This is a genomic window from Streptomyces griseorubiginosus, assembly GCF_001514195.1.
Classification (GTDB): domain Bacteria; phylum Actinomycetota; class Actinomycetes; order Streptomycetales; family Streptomycetaceae; genus Streptomyces; species Streptomyces griseorubiginosus.
Genome location: NZ_KQ948735.1, coordinates 1,254,720 through 1,271,134, shown reverse-complemented (window position 1 = coordinate 1,271,134; position 16,415 = coordinate 1,254,720). Strand labels below are relative to the sequence as shown.

14 protein-coding genes are annotated in these 16,415 nt (G+C 70.8%); 10 read left to right on the top strand and 4 right to left on the bottom strand.

All coding sequences use genetic code 11. The features are described 5' to 3' along the window. Nucleotides 1-8: 8 nt before the first annotated feature. From AQJ54_RS12075 to AQJ54_RS12050, 6 genes are all read left to right on the top strand, one after another. Nucleotides 9-776 (top strand): DeoR/GlpR family DNA-binding transcription regulator, encoded by a 768-nt coding sequence (locus tag AQJ54_RS12075; protein WP_062024385.1) that lies wholly within the window; start codon nt 9-11, stop codon nt 774-776. A gap of 77 nt (nt 777-853) precedes the next feature. Beyond that, nucleotides 854-2,224 (top strand): ABC transporter substrate-binding protein, encoded by a 1,371-nt coding sequence (locus AQJ54_RS12070; protein WP_062236753.1) that lies wholly within the window; start codon nt 854-856, stop codon nt 2,222-2,224. Beyond that, on the top strand, nt 2,221-3,159 hold the full coding sequence (locus tag AQJ54_RS12065; RefSeq protein WP_062024389.1) for a carbohydrate ABC transporter permease: 939 nt from the start codon (nt 2,221-2,223) through the stop codon (nt 3,157-3,159). The genes AQJ54_RS12070 and AQJ54_RS12065 overlap by 4 nt, the downstream gene beginning before the upstream one ends. Next, nucleotides 3,156-3,980, top strand: coding sequence for a carbohydrate ABC transporter permease (locus tag AQJ54_RS12060; RefSeq protein ID WP_062024391.1), 825 nt, complete (start codon nt 3,156-3,158; stop codon nt 3,978-3,980). Before AQJ54_RS12065 ends, AQJ54_RS12060 begins: the two co-directional genes overlap by 4 nt. Next, on the top strand, nt 3,977-4,966 hold the full coding sequence (locus AQJ54_RS12055) for a zinc-dependent alcohol dehydrogenase family protein (RefSeq protein ID WP_062024392.1): 990 nt from the start codon (nt 3,977-3,979) through the stop codon (nt 4,964-4,966). The genes AQJ54_RS12060 and AQJ54_RS12055 overlap by 4 nt, the downstream gene beginning before the upstream one ends. Nucleotides 4,967-5,070: 104 nt before the next feature. Continuing rightward, the gene (locus AQJ54_RS12050; RefSeq protein WP_211278529.1) at nt 5,071-6,297 is read left to right on the top strand and encodes a TerD family protein; all 1,227 of its coding nucleotides are present in this window, start codon (nt 5,071-5,073) and stop codon (nt 6,295-6,297) included. A 178-nt stretch (nt 6,298-6,475) separates the two neighbouring features. On the opposite strand, the gene AQJ54_RS12045 is transcribed toward AQJ54_RS12050, so the two are convergent. Next, nucleotides 6,476-7,045 carry a TetR/AcrR family transcriptional regulator gene (locus AQJ54_RS12045; protein WP_062236750.1) on the bottom strand — a complete coding sequence of 190 codons (570 nt, stop codon included), beginning with the start codon at nt 7,043-7,045 and terminating at the stop codon, nt 6,476-6,478. Between the two features lie 121 nt (nt 7,046-7,166). After that, nucleotides 7,167-8,213, bottom strand: a complete 1,047-nt coding sequence (locus AQJ54_RS12040; protein WP_243659608.1) for a LacI family DNA-binding transcriptional regulator — start codon at nt 8,211-8,213, stop codon at nt 7,167-7,169. A gap of 300 nt (nt 8,214-8,513) precedes the next feature. Here AQJ54_RS12040 and AQJ54_RS12035 point away from each other — a divergent pair, with 300 nt between their 5' ends. Then, complete coding sequence (locus AQJ54_RS12035) at nt 8,514-11,063, top strand: glycoside hydrolase family 32 protein (protein WP_062236747.1); 2,550 nt, start codon at nt 8,514-8,516, stop codon at nt 11,061-11,063. A 76-nt stretch (nt 11,064-11,139) separates the two neighbouring features. Here the strand turns inward: AQJ54_RS12035 and AQJ54_RS12030 are convergent, their stop codons facing one another. Together AQJ54_RS12030 and AQJ54_RS12025 are read right to left on the bottom strand one after the other, a co-directional pair. Beyond that, a complete protein-coding gene (locus tag AQJ54_RS12030; protein WP_248845338.1) occupies nt 11,140-12,180 on the bottom strand; it encodes a carbohydrate kinase family protein in 1,041 nt (346 codons plus the stop codon). After that, nucleotides 12,173-13,231, bottom strand: coding sequence for a LacI family DNA-binding transcriptional regulator (locus tag AQJ54_RS12025; protein ID WP_062236744.1), 1,059 nt, complete (start codon nt 13,229-13,231; stop codon nt 12,173-12,175). The genes AQJ54_RS12030 and AQJ54_RS12025 overlap by 8 nt, the downstream gene beginning before the upstream one ends. Nucleotides 13,232-13,380: 149 nt before the next feature. On the opposite strand from AQJ54_RS12025, the gene AQJ54_RS12020 reads away from it, so the two are divergent. The 3 genes from AQJ54_RS12020 (at nt 13,381) to AQJ54_RS12010 (ending at nt 16,405) form a co-directional block, all read left to right on the top strand. Next, complete coding sequence (locus AQJ54_RS12020; protein ID WP_211278522.1) at nt 13,381-14,508, top strand: substrate-binding domain-containing protein; 1,128 nt, start codon at nt 13,381-13,383, stop codon at nt 14,506-14,508. A gap of 86 nt (nt 14,509-14,594) precedes the next feature. After that, complete coding sequence (locus AQJ54_RS12015) at nt 14,595-15,626, top strand: ABC transporter permease (protein ID WP_062024403.1); 1,032 nt, start codon at nt 14,595-14,597, stop codon at nt 15,624-15,626. Continuing rightward, a complete protein-coding gene (locus tag AQJ54_RS12010; RefSeq protein ID WP_020137661.1) occupies nt 15,623-16,405 on the top strand; it encodes an ATP-binding cassette domain-containing protein in 783 nt (260 codons plus the stop codon). The genes AQJ54_RS12015 and AQJ54_RS12010 overlap by 4 nt, the downstream gene beginning before the upstream one ends. Nucleotides 16,406-16,415: the final 10 nt, after the last annotated feature.

The following is a 16,415-nucleotide window of genomic DNA, read 5'->3' as shown; positions in this document are numbered from 1 at the left end:
GTGACCGAATGACCCGTACCGCGGAAGAACGCCAGCGGCACATCGTCCGTACCGCCCGCACCACCGGCGCCGTCGACGTCAACACCCTCGCCGCCCAACTCGGCGTCGCCAAGGAGACCGTGCGGAGAGACCTCCGCGCCCTGGAGGACCACGGCCTGGTCCGCCGCACCCACGGCGGCGCCTACCCCGTGGAGAGCGCAGGTTTCGAGACGACGCTGGCCTTCCGCGCCACCAGCCACGTGCCCGAGAAGCGCCGGGTCGCGGCCGCCGCGGCCGAACTGGTCGGGGACGCCGAGACGGTCTTCGTCGACGAGGGCTTCACCCCGCAGCTCATCGCCGAGGCCCTGCCCCGGGACCGGCCGCTGACCGTGGTCACCGCCTCCCTGCCGGTCGCCGGCGCCCTGGCCGGGGCCGAGAACACCTCCGTCCTGCTGCTCGGCGGCCGGGTCCGGGCCGGCACCCTGGCCACCGTCGACCACTGGACGACGAAGATGCTGGCCGGGTTCGTCCTCGACCTGGCCTTCATCGGCGCCAACGGCATCTCCCGCGAACACGGCCTCACCACCCCCGACCCCGCGGTCGGCGAGGTCAAGGCGCAGGCCATCCGGGCCGCGCGCCGCACGGTGTTCGCGGGCGTGCACACCAAGTTCGGCGCGGTCAGCTTCTGCCGGTTCGCGGAGATCGGCGCGCTGGAGGCGATCGTGACCAGCACGCTGCTGCCGTCGGCCGAGGCCCACCGCTACTCCCTGCTGGGCCCACAGGTCATCCGGGTCTGACGTCCGAACTGACGTCCTCATGGGGCCACTTGCGACAAGCGGTACCCCTTATATCCCTCTATGTCCAGGAGCGATCCATGCGAACCCCGAGCCGACGACGGCCACCGCGAGCCACGCTCGCCCTGGCCGCCGCAGGGACGCTGCTCGCCCCGCTGCTCTCCGGCTGCTGGGTCGGAGCGGGCGGGACCGGGTCGGGCGGCACCTCCGTCAACGTCCTGATGGTCAACAACTCCCAGATGACGGAACTCCAGAAGCTCGCCCCGCGCTTCACCGAGGAGACCGGCATCAAGGTCAACTTCACCGTCCTGCCCGAGAACGACGTCCGCGACAAGATCAGCCAGGACTTCGCCAACCAGGCCGGCCAGTACGACGTGGCGACCCTGTCCAACTACGAGATCCCCATCTACGCCCGCAACGGCTGGCTGCACGAGATGAACTCGTACGTCGCCAAGGACCCGTCGTACGACGAACAGGACGTGCTCAAGCCGATGCGCCAGTCCCTGACCGGCGACGACGGCAAGCTCTACGGCCAGCCCTTCTACGGCGAGTCCTCCTTCCTGATGTACCGCAAGGACGTCTTCGCGAAGAAGGGCCTGACCATGCCGGCCCGTCCCACCTGGACCCAGGTGGCCGACCTGGCCGCGAAGGCGGACGGTGCCGAGTCCGGGATGAAGGGCATCTGCCTGCGCGGACTGCCGGGTTGGGGCGAGGTCATGGCCCCGCTCACCACGGTCGTGAACACCTTCGGCGGCACCTGGTTCGACAAGGACTGGAAGGCCCGCCTCGACTCCCCCGCCTTCGAGAAGGCGACCAGGTTCTACGTCGACCTCGTGCGCGCGCACGGCGAGTCCGGCGCCGCCCAGTCCGGCTTCGCCGAGTGCCTCAACAACATGACCCAGGGCAAGGTCGCCATGTGGTACGACGCCACCAGCGCCGCCGGTCTGCTGGAGGCGGCCGACTCCCCGGTCAGGGGCAAGCTCGGCTACGCCCCCGCCCCCGTCGAGCGGACCGAGTCCTCCGGCTGGCTCTACACCTGGGCCTGGGGCATCCAGAAGGCCTCCCGCAACCCCGACAACGCCTGGAAGTTCGTCTCCTGGGCGTCCGGCAAACGGTACGAGCAGCTGGTCGGCGACAAGATCGGCTGGTCCAACGTCCCGGCGGGCAAACGGGCTTCGACGTACACGAACCCGGAGTACATCAAGTCGGCCGCCTCCTTCCAGGAGATGACCAAGGAGGCCATCGAGCAGGCGCGGCCGAACGACCCGGGGGTGCAGCCGCGTCCCGCGCCCGGCATCCAGTTCGTCGGCATCCCCGAGTTCACCGACCTCGGCACCCGGGTCTCCCAGGAGATCAGCGCGGCCATCGCCGGACGCCAGTCCGTCGAGTCGGCCCTGAGCAAGTCCCAGCAGCTCGCCGAGAAGATCTCCGAGGAGTACGAGGGACGATGACCGCGACGACGACGGCCCCGCCGACCACCCTGTCCGTACGCACCGCACCGCAGCCCTCGAACCGGCTGCGCGCCTGGGCCACCCGGGCCCCGCTGCTGCCCGCCCTGGTCTTCATGATCGTGGTCACCCAACTGCCGTTCGTGGCCACGGTGGTGATCTCCTTCTTCGACTGGAACTCGCTCTATCCGAAGGCCCGTCACTTCACCGGGGTCGACAACTACACGGAGGTGCTCACCGACGCGGACCTGCGCCACTCGGTGTGGACGACGGTCCTGCTGACGGCGACGGTGGTCCTGGTCAGCCTGGTGCTCGGGCTCCTCCTGGCGCTGCTCCTCGACAGGAGGTTCCGCGGCCGCGGAGTGGTGCGGACCCTGCTGATCGCCCCGTTCCTGGTCGTACCGGTGGCGGCCGCGCTGCTCTGGAAACATGTGCTCTACAACCCTGAATACGGCTTGTTCAACGGGCTGTTGCACTACGTGGGCGGTCCACAGCCGGACTGGATCTCCCGCACCCCGCTGCTCGCGGTCGAGGCCTCGCTGGTCTGGCAGTGGACCCCGTTCATGATGCTCATCCTGCTGGCCGGTCTCCAGAGCCGTGACCAGCAGCAGATCGAGGCCGCGCGGGTGGACGGCGCGAGCGACTGGCAGATCTTCCGCTACCTGACGCTCCCGCACCTGCGCCGCTACCTGGAGCTCGGCGCCCTGCTCGGTTCGATCTACATCGTCCAGAACTTCGACGCGGTCTTCACGATCACGTCCGGCGGTCTGGGCACCGCCAACCTGCCGTACACCGTCTACCAGAGCTTCTACCAGGCCCATGAGAACGGCCTCGCCTCGGCGGCCGGCGTCCTGGTCGTCATCGGCTCGATCATCATCGCGACCTTCGCCCTGCGCGTGGTGTCGTCCCTGTTCCGCGAGGAGGTGTCGCGCGCATGAACGTCCTGCGCCGCAACGGTCTCGGCCTGCTGGCCTGGCTCCTGGGCATCATGTTCTTCCTCCCGATCGCCTGGATGGCCCTGACGTCCTTCCACTCCGAGGCCGACGCGGCCACCAACCCGCCCTCCTTCGGCGCCGCCCTCACCCTCGACGGCTACCGCGACTTCTTCGGCACGGGCGGCGGCGCGAGCCCCTGGCCGGCGCTGGTCAACTCATTGGTGGCGTCGGTGGCTTCGACCCTGTTCGTCCTGCTCCTTGCGCTCCCGGCGGCGTACGCGCTGTCGATCCGCCGGGTGCGGAAGTGGACGGACGTCCTGTTCTTCTTCCTCTCCACGAAGATGCTGCCGGTGGTGGCGGGCCTGCTGCCGATCTACCTGTTCGCGAAGAACACCGGCACGCTCGACAACATCTGGCTGCTGGTCGTCCTCTACACGTCGATGAACCTGCCGATCGCGGTCTGGATGATGCAGTCCTTCCTCGCCGAGGTCCCGGTCGCGGTGATCGAGGCCGCGCGGGTGGACGGCGCGCGGCTCCCGACGGTCCTCGCGCGCGTGGTGGCCCCCATCGCCCTGCCGGGCATCGCGGCCACGGCCCTGATCTGCTTCATCTTCAGCTGGAACGAACTGCTGTTCGCGAGGGTGCTCACCGGCGTGGTCGCCGAGACCGCTCCCGTCTTCCTGACCGGCTTCATCACCAGCCAGGGGCTGTTCCTGGCGAAGGTGTGCGCCGCGTCGCTCGTGATCTCCCTGCCGGTGCTCGCCGCGGGGTTCGCCGCCCAGGACAAACTGGTCCAGGGCCTGTCTCTGGGAGCCGTGAAATGAAGGCCGCCGTCATCGAGTCCGTGGGCCGTGCCGTCGTCACCGAGGTCCCGGACCCGACGCCGGGCCCGCGCGAGGTCGTCGTCGAGGTCGCCGCGTGCGGCCTGTGCGGCACCGATCTGCACATCCTCCAGGGCGAGTTCGCCCCCGAGCTGCCGATCGTGCCGGGCCACGAGTTCGCGGGCGAGGTGGTCGGGGTCGGCACCCGGGTCACCGAGCTGGCGGTCGGCGACCGGGTGGCCGTCGACCCGTCCCTTTACTGCCACGAGTGCCGCTACTGCCGTACCGGCCACAACAACCTCTGCGAACGCTGGGCCGCGATCGGCGTCACCACGGGCGGTGGCGCGGCGCGGTTCGCCGTCGCCCCGGTGGCCAACTGCGTACGGCTGCCCGAGCACGTCCGCACCCAGGACGCGGCGCTGGTGGAGCCGCTGTCCTGCGCGGTCCGGGGGTACGACGTCCTGCGCACCCGCCTCGGCGCCCATGTGCTGATCTACGGCTCGGGGACGATGGGTCTGATGATGCTGGAGCTGGCCAAGCGGACCGGCGCGGCGAGCGTGGACGTGGTGGACGTGAACCCGGCCCGGCTGGAGACGGCCCGCAAGCTCGGCGTCTCGGACTCCGCGGCGAACGCCGACGAGCTGGACCGCCCGCAGGGCTGGGACCTGGTGATCGACGCGACGGGCAACGCGGCGGCGATCCAGGACGGCCTGGACCGGGTGGCCAAGGCGGGAACCTTCCTCCAGTTCGGGGTGGCCGACTACGCGACCCGGGTGACGATCGACCCGTACCGCGTCTACAACCAGGAGATCACCATCACCGGCTCCATGGCCGTCCTGCACAGCTTCGAGCGGGCGGCGGAGCTGTTCGCGACGGGGGTCCTGGACCCGGAGGTCTTCATCAGCGACCGGCTGCCCCTGGACCGCTATCCGGAGGCGCTGGAGCAGTTCGCGGCGGGGGTGGGGCGGAAGATCGTGGTGGTGCCGTAGGCCGGTGGAGCGGGGGGGCAGTGGGGTGCCGTAGGCCGGTGGGGTGTCGTGGAAGATTAAGGGAACGGTAAAGCGGCGTCGGTCGTTCACCGGGCATGACAGCTATGACCCCGGGCTCGAACATCCCCCTCCCCGTCACCCGTGTGACGGTGGACGTCTCCGCGCCGGTGCGGCTCGACGTGTCGGGCCTGCTGCTCACCGCCGACGGCAAGGTGCGCTCCGACGACGACTTCATCTTCTACAACCAGCCGTCCGGGCCGGGAGTGACCTACCGCTCGGGCGGCGGCACATCCCCCGACGCGATCACCGTCGACACGGCGGCCCTGCCGCCCGGCATCGAGAAGATCGTCGTCACCGCGAGCCCGGACGCGGCAGGGCAGACCTTCCAGGGCATCGAGCCGACGGCCACGATCCGCAACGCGGACGACACCTCCGTCCTGGCCACCTTCACGCCCCCGCGGCTCGGCACCGAGACGGCGCTGGTGGTCGTGGAGATCTACCTGCGCAACGGCGCCTGGAAGGCCCGGGCGGTCGGACAGGGGTACGCGAACGGGCTTGCGGGCATCGCGACGGACTTCGGCGTGACCGTGGAGGAGCCGGCGCCGGCGCCGGTGGCTCCGCAGCAGCCGGTGGCCCCGGCCCAGCCGATGGCCCCGCCGCAGCCCGTCGCTCCGCCGCCCGCCCCGACCCTGCAGACCCCGGCCCCCGCCGCTCCCCCGGCCCCGCCCGCTCCCGCCGCCGCTCCGGGGACCGGGAAGATCAACCTGGACAAGGGGCGGGTCAGCCTCCAGAAGAACCAGACCGTGTCCCTGGTCAAGGGCGGCCGCCCGCTGCTCTCCCAGGTCAAGATGGGCCTCGGCTGGGAACCGGCGTTCCGGGGCAAGGACATCGACCTCGACGCGTCCGTCATCGCCTACGGCCCGCAGCGCAACCACATCGACAGCTGCTACTTCGGCAAGCTGTCCATCGTCGGCGGCGCGATCAAGCACTCCGGCGACAACCTCACGGGTGAGGGCAGCGGCGACGACGAGGTGATCGTCGTGGACCTCGGCCGGCTGCCCCAGGAGGTCACCGGCCTCGTCTTCACGGTCAACTCCTTCTCCGGCCAGAAGTTCACCGAGGTCGCCAAGGCGTACTGCCGCCTCATCGACGCCGCGAGCGGAGAGGAACTGGTCCGCTTCGACCTCACCGGCGCGGAGGCGCAGACGGGGGTCATGATGGCGAAGCTGATCCGCCAGTTCTCCGGCGAATGGGAGATGACGGCGATGGGCGACTTCGTGAAGTCCCGCACGGTGAGGGGGATGGTGAAACCGGCGGCGCAAGCGCTGTAGTTGCTCGGCTGCGCGCCGGTGGGGGCTGGTCGCGCAGTTCCCCGCGCCCCTAAAAGCGGTGGGTGCAGTCAAAGCATGCCTAGCTGTACCCACCTATAGGGGCGCGGGGAACTGCGCGACCAGCCACATCGCACCCGCACCCGCCGAACGACGCAGCGAGGCACATCAATAGGCGCCGCTAACCCCGCAACCCCTCCATCAGCAACGTGAGATACCGCCGGATCGAAGCCCCACCCCCACCACCCAACTCCGCCGCCCCCGCCACCCCATACGCCAACCGAAGCAACTCCACCGGCTCCACATCCCCCCGCACCGACCCCGACCCCCGCGCCGCCGACACCAACCGCTCCGCCGCCCCCCGCACACGCGTCCCGCACACCGTCGGCGTGACACCCCCCTCCGTCCCCGCCATCGCAGATCCCAGCAGCGAGCCAAGCCCCCGCACCTGGATCGTCCCGACGCACAGCTCGTACAGCCACTCCGTCAGCGCCTCCCCCGGCGGCAACCGCTCCGCGAGCTCGTCGGCGCGCCGGGCGAGCCCCTCGACGCGGTCCACGTACGCCGCCTCCAGCAGGGCCCGCCGCGTCGGGAAGTGCCGGTAGAGGGTCCCCGACCCCACCCCCGCCCGCTTGGCGATGTCGTCGAGCGACGCACCCTCCCCGTGCTCGGCGAAGGCCTCCGCGGCGACCTTCAGCAGCCGCTCGTAGTTGCGCCGAGCGTCCGCACGCATGGCCCTGACCTGCGTCATCCAGATACTCCTCGCGAACCGGGGACTCCCTCCGTACGGTATCGAACGGCCCCTGGCCCCAGACCGAGGTGAGCGCGTCGCACCGCGCAGCCTGCGCGCCCGTCACGCCCCGTCACGCCCGTCAGACCCCGCCGGGCCCCGGCAGTTCGCCGGAACCGCGGGCCAGGTAGCGCGTCGTCAGCACTCGGTGGCGGGCGGGTCCGGGGTCGCCGTCGACGCGGTCGAACAGCAGGGTCGCGGCCTCACGGCCGATGGCGACCGGGTCCTGGGCGATCACCGAGATGCCGGGGTCGAGCAGGTCGGCGAAGGGCAGGTCGTCGAAGCCGATCAGCGCCACGTCGTGCTGACGTCGCAGGTCCTGGAGGGTCTTGCGGACGCCGACGGTCACGAGGTTCTGGCCGGAGACGAGCGCGGTGGGCGGCCGGGGCAGGGCGAGGAGTTCCCGGGTGGCCTCCTGGGCGGCCTCGACGCCGTGGACCGCGCGCCGCACGAGCGCCGGGTGCAGGACGGAGCCCGTTTCCGCGAGTCCTTCGACGAATCCGGCGTGGCGCTCCTCGGCGGTCCAGATCGTGGGGAGGTCTCCGAGGAAGGCGATGCGCCGGTGTCCCGCCGCGTGCAGCCGCCCGACCGCCGCGCGTACGCCCGCCCGGTTGTCCACCGTCACGGTGTCCACCTCGCGCACGCTCGTGGGCCGGTCCACGCACACGACGGGTGTGCCCGCACCCCGGGCCGCGTCGAGATCCGTGTCGGTCCGTCCGGTGGGCACCACGATGAGCCCGTCGACGCGGCGCGCGGTGAACGTGCGTACGAGCCCGCGCTCCCTGACGGGGTCCTCGTCGGTGGAGCCGGCGAGCACCAGCACCCCTCGCTCGGCGGCGGTGTCCTCGACCGCGCGGTGCAGGGCGGCGGAGAACGGGTTGGCGGCGTCCTCGAGGATCAGCCCGAGGGTGTGGGTGCGGCGGTCGGCCCTGCGCAGGCTGCTGGCCGTCATGTCGTGCCGGTAGCCGAGCAGTTCGGCGGCGCGTGTCACCTTCTCCGCCAGGTCCGGGGTGACTCCCGGCTTGCCGTTGACGACCCGCGAGACGGTGGCGATGCCGACCCCGGCCATGGTGGCGACGTCACGCATCGTCGCCGACCGCCTGCCGGCGTCGTTCTGCGAGGGTGGCAACGTTTTCACCTCCGGGTCACGGCTCCTGACAGCCCGGCCCCATCCTCACACGGAAGCTATTTGCTGCCCAGAGTCTGGACACCGGGTTACCGCGGTCGTACGTTTCGGCGAAACGTTTCCAGACCTCGGCTGGAAGCACCTCGAAGCCGCGCTCCCCCGTGCCGGGCGGGCTCGCCCACGGCCTTGGACGAGGCCGGGCGGAACCCTGCCCCCGCCCTTGCCCGCCCCGCACCCGCACCCACACCTGACGCGGGCCGGTCCCCACGGCCGCGCCGCACCCGCCTGCCCGTAAGGAGCACCATGTCCCGATCGCCTCGTCCGCGCCGCAGACTGCTCACCGCGCTGGCCGCCCTGTCCGGCCTCGGCCTGATCGTCGCGCCCCCGGCCTCCGCCGCCCCGCTCCACCAGGAGCCCTACCGGCCCCAGTTCCACTTCACCCCGGCCCAGAACTGGATGAACGATCCCAACGGCCTGATCTACTACAAGGGCCGCTACCACCTGTTCTTCCAGTACAACCCGTCGGGCGACACCTGGGGCAACATGTCCTGGGGCCACGCGGTCAGCACCGACCTGGTGCACTGGAAGGAACTCCCGGTCGCCATCCCGCAGGACGCCGACGAGATGGTCTTCTCCGGCAGCGTGGTGCTGGACAGGAACAACACCACCGGATTCGGCACCGCCAAGAACCCCCCGCTGGTCGCCGTCTACACCAGCCTGGTGAAGTCGAACGGCGTCCAGCGGCAGTCCCTGGCCTACAGCACCGACGGCGGCACCACCTGGACGAAGTACTCCGGCAACCCGGTCCTCGACCTCGGCTCGACCGAGTTCCGCGACCCGAAGGTGTTCTGGTACGCGCCCACCCGCAGCTGGCTGATGGCCGTGGCCCTCTCCGACCAGCACAGGATCTCCTTCTACAGCTCGGCCGACCTCAAGCACTGGAGCCATCTGAGCGACTTCGGCCCGGCCGGCGCGACCGGCGGGGTGTGGGAGTGCCCCGACCTGTTCCCGCTGCCCGTGGACGGCGACGCGAAGAAGACCAAGTGGGTGCTGGCGGTCAACCTCAACCCCGGTGCCATCGCGGGCGGTTCGGGCGCCCAGTACTTCGTCGGCGACTTCGACGGCACGAAGTTCACCGCCGACGACAGCGGGCCGTACACCGCCCCGTCCGGTACCGCCCTTCAGGACTTCGAGTCCGGTTCGTTCGGGGACTGGACTGCTTCCGGCAGCGCGTTCGGCAGCGGCCCGGCGACGGGCGCCCTGGACGGCCAGAGCCCGGTGACCGGCTTCGGCGGCCGGGCGTTCGCCGACAGCTTCCACGGCGGGGACGCCGCCACCGGCACGCTGACGTCGCCCGAGTTCACCGTCACCGGCGACTACGTCAACTTCCGGGTCGGCGGCGGCAAGCACCCCTACCGGCCCGGTTCCGTCCTGGACGCCCAGCCCATGCCGACCGGCGAGACGCTCGCCGACTTCGAGGGCGGCACCTACTCCAGCCCCATCGGCGACTGGACCGCCACCGGCGACGCCTTCGGCACCGGACCGGCCCAGGGCACCCTCCCCGGCCAGCAGCAGGTCTCCGGCTATCTGGGCCACGGCCTCGTCAACAGCTTCGTGAACGGGGACGCGTCCACCGGCACCCTCACCTCACCGGCCTTCACGATCGACAAGAAGTACCTGGACTTCCTCGTCGGCGGTGGCTACCACGGCGTCAGCTCCGGGTCCCCCACGGCCGTCGAACTCCTCGTCGACGGCAAGGTGGTCCGCTCGGCCACGGGCAGCAACACCGAGGCCATGGACTGGTCATCCTGGGACCTGTCCGACCTCCAGGGCCGGCAGGCCCGGATCAGGGTCGTGGACGCCAACACCGGCGGCTGGGGCCACATCAACCTCGACCAGGTGGTCCTCTCCGACACCCAGGCCCAGCCGCGGTCCGCCGAGACCGGCGTCAACCTGCTCGTGGACGGCAAGGTCGTGCAGAGCGCCACCGGGTCCGACTCCGAGAACCTCGACTGGGCCTCCTTCAACACCAGCGCCTACAAGGGCAGGAAGGTCCGGATCCAGATCGTCGACGCCAACACGGGCGGCTGGGGACACGTCCTCGCGGACGACTTCACCGTCGCCGCGGCACCCGCCCGGTCCGTCCTCCAGCGCGCCCACTGGCTGGACTACGGCCAGGACTTCTACGCCGCCAACAGCTTCACCGACGCTCCGGACGGCCGGCGCGTCATGATCGCCTGGATGAACAACTGGAACTACGGGCAGGCCATCCCCACCAGCCCGTGGCGCAGCGCCGACACCTTCCCCCGTCAGCTCTCCCTGAAGACCATCGGCGGCAGGATCCAGCTGGTCCAGCAGCCCGTCGGCGAGCTGAGGACACTGCGCGGGGCCGCCACGAGCATCCCGGCCACGACGGTCACCAGCACCACCAGGCAACTCGGGGTGCGCGGCGGCACCGTGGAACTCGACGCCACGCTCACCCCCGGCACCGCCGAACGCTTCGGCCTCGACGTACGCACCGGCGGCGCCCAGCGCACCCGGATCGGCTACGACACCACCACCGGCGAGGTCTACCTGGACCGCACCGCCTCGGGAGCGACGGACTTCGACCCGACCTTCGCCGGCACCGAGCGCGCCCCGTTGGCCCTCGGCGGCAAGCCCCTGAAGCTGCATCTCCTCGTCGACAACTCCTCGGTGGAGGTCTACGCCGAGAACGCCTCCGGCGAGCAGGTGGTCCTCACCGACCAGATCTTCCCGGATCCGTCCAGTACCGGCATCGGTGTCTTCGCGGACAACGGCACGGCGAAACTGGACCAGTTGAAGGCGTGGCAGCTGGCGTCCATCTGGAAGTGACCTGCCGGGTCAGGGGTGTTGCGAGGCGCCGGGAGCACCTGGCGACACCCCCGGCCCGCCGCCTCGGCAGCCGCCCTCACAACCCCGCGGTCACACGCCGGTCGCCGTCGGCGAACGTGAGGTCCGTCGCCTCCAGCGGCGCCTGGGCGAGCAGCGCGGGACGCGGTCGTGCGGTGGGCGGGTCGGCGCCCTGGCGTTCGCAGGTCAGGGCGGACAGCAGGACCGCGTCGTCCACGGCGATCCGCAGGACGCCCGGGTCGGCCGTGGCGAGCGCCGTCGGGGTGTGCAGTCGGTGGCGGATCAGTGAGCCGAGGAGTCCCGCGGTGAACGCGTCGCCCGCGCCGACGGTGTCGACCACCGCCACCCGGCGGCCGGGACGGCTCAGGCTCTCCGCACCGGCACGGAAGACGTGGGCGCCGTCGGGGCCGTCGGTGACGACGACCAGCAGCGCGCCCAGCTCCAGCCAGCGCGCGGCGATCTCCTCGATCGGGGTGTCCGGGTACAGCCACTCCACGTCCTCGCGGCTGGCCTTGACGAGGTGGGCGGCGGCGACGCCGCGTTCGACGGCCTGCCTGCCGCGCTCCGGGTCACCTAGGAGGGCGGGGCGCACGTTGGGGTCGTAGCTGATCAGTGTCGTGCCCGTGGCGCGCAGGCGCCGGGCCACGGCGTGGACGTGCTCCTCGGCCGGGGGCGTCCAGGAGGCGACCGAGCCGAAGTGCAGGACGGCGGTGTCCCGCGGGGCGAGGGCCGTCTCCGCCTCGGTCCACTGCCAGTCGGCGGTGTGGTCCAGGTAGAAGTCGTAACTGGCCCGCCCCTGCGGGTCCATGGAGACCACGGCGAGCGTGGTGGGCTCGCCGGCCCGGGGGGCGTACGTCAGGTCGACGCCCTCGGCGGCGGCGTGCGTGCGCAGCAGCCGGCCGAAGGTGTTGTCGGCGAGCCGTGCCATGAGCGCGGTGCGGTGGCCGAGCCGGGCGAGGCCGATGGCGACGTTGAAGGGGCTGCCGCCGGGCCGGGCGCGGTAGTCGCCGGGGGCGTCGAGCTGGACGAGGTCGATGAGCGCCTCGCCGATCACGGTCACGGCCGGAGGCTGGGCGGGGACGTGGGCGGCGTCAGTCATGGCGGGGTCCTCCGGCCGTGATCTCGCCGGAGCCCCGCTCGATCAGCCGGGTCGGCACGGTGACGGTGCGGGTGGGCGACTCGTCGCCGTCGAGACGGTGGAAGAGCATTTCGGCGGCCCTCCTGCCCACCTCCTCGACGTCCTGGGCGATGACGGAGATGCCCGGGTTGAGGATGTCGGCCAGCGGGAAGTCGTCGAAGCCGACCTGGGCGACGGTGTCCTGGAGTCCGAGGGCGCGCAGGGCACGCAGGGCTCCTATGGTGACCAGGTTCTGGCTGGTGAACAGTGCCGTGGGCGGGTCCGGCAGCTCCAGCAGCCGCTTCGTGGCGGCCACGGCGGCCTCCTCGCCTGCCGGGACCTGCTGGACGATCGCCTCGTCGTAGGGGAGGTGCGCGACCTCCAGCGCGTGCCGGTAGCCGTCGAAACGCTGGGCGGCGGTCGGGATGGTGGGGCGGTCACCGAGGTAGGCGATCCGGCGGTGGCCCGCCTTGATCAGGTGCTCGACGGCGGTGAGGGCGCCCTGCCGGTTGTCGGAGACGACCGCGTCCGCGTCGAGGAGGCCGGCCTCGCGGTCGACGAAGACCATCCGGGTACCGGTGCGCTGTTCGTTGATCAGGTAGCTCTGGTCCCGGCCGGCCGGGACGATCACCAGTCCGTCGACCCGGCGGTCGACCAGCGCCTGGGCCAACTCCCGCTCCCGGGCCGGGTCCTCGTCCAGGCTGCCGACGAGGACCAGCACTCCGCGGGCCCGGGCCACGTTCTCCACGGTGCGGGTCAGGGCGGCCGAGAAGGGGTTCGCGGCGTCCTCGACGAGCATGCCGATGGTGGCCGTACGACCGTCCCCGCGGCGCAGACTGCTCGCCGTGAGGTTGGGCCGGTAGCCCAGTTGGTCGGCGGCCTCGCGGACCCGGGTGACGATCGCCGGATCGACGGTGGGGACGCCGTTGAACACCCGCGAGACGGTCTTGATGGCGACTCCGGCCAGCGCCGCGACCTCACGCATGGTGGGGCGGCTGCGGGTGGACCGGGCCGGCGCCTCGCCCTGAGTCATCGTTGTCTCCAACCGGATTCGCGTTACCTACTCGTTGCGGACGCATGTCTACCAGCCTCTTGACGCCTCCGTCCATAGAGGCCCAGTATCTCGCCCAGTCAACGTTGTCTCAGCGTCGGCCAAGGGACGGCACCGAAAGGGATCACGCCATGAACCTCTCCACCAGCCAGATGTCGAGCCGCCGGAGCCGGCGCAGCCGGGCGGCAGCGATCGGCGTCACGGTGTGCCTCGGCGCCACGCTCGCGGCCTGCGGCTCCTCCGACTCCAGCTCCTCCGCGTCCGGCTCGGGCGGGGGCGGCAAGGTCGGGGTCTCGCTGATCCTGAAGACCCTCTCCAACCCCTACTTCGTGAGCATGGAGAAGGACGCCAAGGCCCAGGCCGGCAAGGACAACGTGAGTCTCACGGTGGCCGCGGGCACCAGCGACGGCGACACCCAGACCCAGATCACCGCCATCGACAACGCGATATCGCGGGGCGACAAGGGCATCCTCATCACCACCAACGGCGACGCCGTGAACGCCGCCCTCGGCCGCGCCAAGCAGGCCGGTCTCTTCGTGATCGCCCTCGACACCGCGCCCAACCCGGCGAGCACCGCGGACATCACCTACGCCACCGACAACGAGCAGGCCGGCAAGCTCATCGGCCAGTACGCGGCGGCCTCCCTGAACGGCAAGCCGGCCGTCATCGCCATGCTCGACCTGTTCAACAACCAGGTCGTCTCCGTGGACATCAACCGCGACCACGGCTTCCTGGAGGGCATGGGGATCGACCCCGGCAGCAAGACCGAGAACGGCAAGGAGGCCAAGTCCGGCAAGTACACCGGCGGCAAGGGCGGCACGTACAAGGTCGTCTGTCACCAGCCCACCCAGGGCGCCATCGACGGCGGCCGCACCGCGATGGAGAACTGCCTGTCCGCCAACCCGGACATCAACGTCGTCTACGCGATCAACGAGCCCGCCGGTGAGGGCGCGTACAACGCGCTCAAGGCGGCCGGCAAGGAGAAGCAGGCCGCGATCTTCGCGATCGACGGCAGCTGCTCCGGCCTGAAGAACGTCACCAGCGGCGAGTTCGCGGCCGACGCGGTGCAGTACCCGGGCAAGATGGCCGCCCTCGGCGTCAGCTCGATCGCCAAGCTGGCCCGCGGCGGCAGCAAGCCCTCCGTCACCAACGGCAAGTCGTTCTACGACACCGGCACGGCCCTCGTCGCCGCCAAGTCCCTCGACGGACTGACCGTGCAGTCCCCCTCCCAGGCCGCCTCCGCCTGCTGGGGCAGCTGACACCCCGCGGGTGCGGCACCGGTGACGGTGCCGCACCGCCCCCCGCTCATCAGTCCGTACCAGGGAAAACACCGGAAGGACCCCCTGTGACCACCCACGTGGAGAAAGCCACTCCGGCACCGGCGGAGGAGTTTCTCAACAGGCCCGCCACCCCCAGCCAGCGCATCCACTCGGTGCTGCACCGTCAGCCGGCGCTCAGCCCGGCGATCGTCCTCCTGCTCGCCGCCATCGTGTTCTCCCTGGTGAACGAGCGCTTCTACGCGTTGCAGAACCTGTCGCTGATCGCCCAGCAGGTGGCCGTCATCGGCTCGCTCGCCGTCGGGCAGACGGTCATCATCCTCACCGCCGGCATCGACCTGTCGATCGGCGCGGTGATGGTGCTCTCCTCGCTGCTGATGTCGAAGCTCGTCGCGGACAACCACTGGCCCGGCGTGTTCGCGCTGCTGGCCGGGGCCGTCGTCGCGATAGCCGCCCAGGCCGTCAACGGCCTGCTGGTGACCAAGGTCAAACTCCCGCCCTTCATCGTCACCCTCGGCACCCTCAGCGTCTTCACCGCGATCACCCTCATCTACGCCAAGGGCCAGACGGTCGCCCTGCAACCGGGCAACATCCTGATGTGGACGGCCAACACGGTCTCGCTGGGCCAGCTCAACCTGACCAACGGCGTCCTGCTCATGATCGCCCTGTACGTCGTGATCGGGTACGCCCTGCGGTACACCGCCTGGGGACGCCACCTGTACGCGGTCGGCGACGACAGCGAGGCCGCGCGGCTGGCCGGTATCTCCGTCAACCGGGTGCTGCTGAGCGCCTACATGGTCGGCGGCTTCGCGATCGCCGTGGGCGCCTGGATCCTCGTCGGCCGGGTCGGCGGCGGTGACCCCAACAGCGGCCTGAACGCCAACCTCCAGTCCATCACCGCCGTCGTGATCGGTGGCACCAGCCTCTTCGGCGGACGCGGGGTGGTCTTCGGCTCGCTGATCGGCGCGCTGATCGTCCAGGTCTTCGTCAACGGCCTCGCGCTGGCCGGGATCGACCCCAATTACCAAGTCCTCGCAGTCGGCATCCTGGTGATCGCGGCTGTCTCCGTCGACCAGTGGATCCGGAGTGTGAAGTCGTGACGACCGCCACCGCCCCCGTTCTCGAGGCCAAGGGCCTGGTCAAGGTCTTCGGCCGGGTCGTCGGCCTGAACGACGTCGACCTCACCCTGCACGCCGGCGAGGTCCTCGCCGTCATCGGCGACAACGGCGCCGGCAAGTCCACTCTGATCAAGTGCCTGTCCGGGGCGCTCGTCCCGGACCAGGGAACCCTCCTGGTCGACGGGAAGGAGGTCAGCTTCAAGCGGCCCCAGGACGCCCGCGACGCCGGCATCGAGACCGTCTACCAGACCCTCGCCGTCTCGCCCGCCCTGGACATCGCGAGCAATCTGTTCCTCGCCCGCGAGATCCGCCGCAAGGGGATCCTCGGCTCGGTGTTCCGCATGCTCGACACCGGCGAGATGAAGAAGCAGGCCGCCGACCACATCAAGCGGCTCGGCATCGGCACCCTCCAGAACATCAACCAGGCCGTGGAGACGCTCTCCGGAGGGCAGCGCCAGTCGGTCGCCGTCGCCCGCACCGCGGCCTTCGGCGGCCGGGTCGTCATCCTCGACGAACCCACCGCCGCCCTCGGTGTCCGCGAGACCGGCCAGGTCCTGCGGCTCGTCCGCGACCTGCGTGACCAGGGCCTCGGCGTCATCCTCATCAGCCACAACATGCCCAACGTGTTCGAGGTCGCCGACCGCATCCACATCCAGCGCCTCGGCGGCTGCGCCGGCGTCATCACCCCGGACGCGTACTCCATGGAGGACGCGGTGGCCATCATGACGGGCGCGAAGAAGCTCGCCCCCGAGGCGAGCTGAAGGGAACGCG

Excerpts from the sequence above, each read along its gene's own strand:
- AQJ54_RS12075 (WP_062024385.1), top strand. The coding sequence starts at position 9 with ATGACCCGTACCGCGGAAGAACGCCAGCGGCACATCGTCCGTACCGCC.
- AQJ54_RS12070 (WP_062236753.1), top strand. The coding sequence starts at position 854 with ATGCGAACCCCGAGCCGACGACGGCCACCGCGAGCCACGCTCGCCCTG.
- AQJ54_RS12065 (WP_062024389.1), top strand. The coding sequence starts at position 2,221 with ATGACCGCGACGACGACGGCCCCGCCGACCACCCTGTCCGTACGCACC.
- AQJ54_RS12060 (WP_062024391.1), top strand. The coding sequence starts at position 3,156 with ATGAACGTCCTGCGCCGCAACGGTCTCGGCCTGCTGGCCTGGCTCCTG.
- AQJ54_RS12055 (WP_062024392.1), top strand. The coding sequence starts at position 3,977 with ATGAAGGCCGCCGTCATCGAGTCCGTGGGCCGTGCCGTCGTCACCGAG.
- AQJ54_RS12050 (WP_211278529.1), top strand. The coding sequence starts at position 5,071 with ATGACCCCGGGCTCGAACATCCCCCTCCCCGTCACCCGTGTGACGGTG.
- AQJ54_RS12045 (WP_062236750.1), bottom strand. The coding sequence starts at position 7,045 with ATGACGCAGGTCAGGGCCATGCGTGCGGACGCTCGGCGCAACTACGAG.
- AQJ54_RS12035 (WP_062236747.1), top strand. The coding sequence starts at position 8,514 with ATGTCCCGATCGCCTCGTCCGCGCCGCAGACTGCTCACCGCGCTGGCC.
- AQJ54_RS12030 (WP_248845338.1), bottom strand. The coding sequence starts at position 12,180 with ATGACTGACGCCGCCCACGTCCCCGCCCAGCCTCCGGCCGTGACCGTG.
- AQJ54_RS12025 (WP_062236744.1), bottom strand. The coding sequence starts at position 13,231 with ATGACTCAGGGCGAGGCGCCGGCCCGGTCCACCCGCAGCCGCCCCACC.
- AQJ54_RS12020 (WP_211278522.1), top strand. The coding sequence starts at position 13,381 with ATGAACCTCTCCACCAGCCAGATGTCGAGCCGCCGGAGCCGGCGCAGC.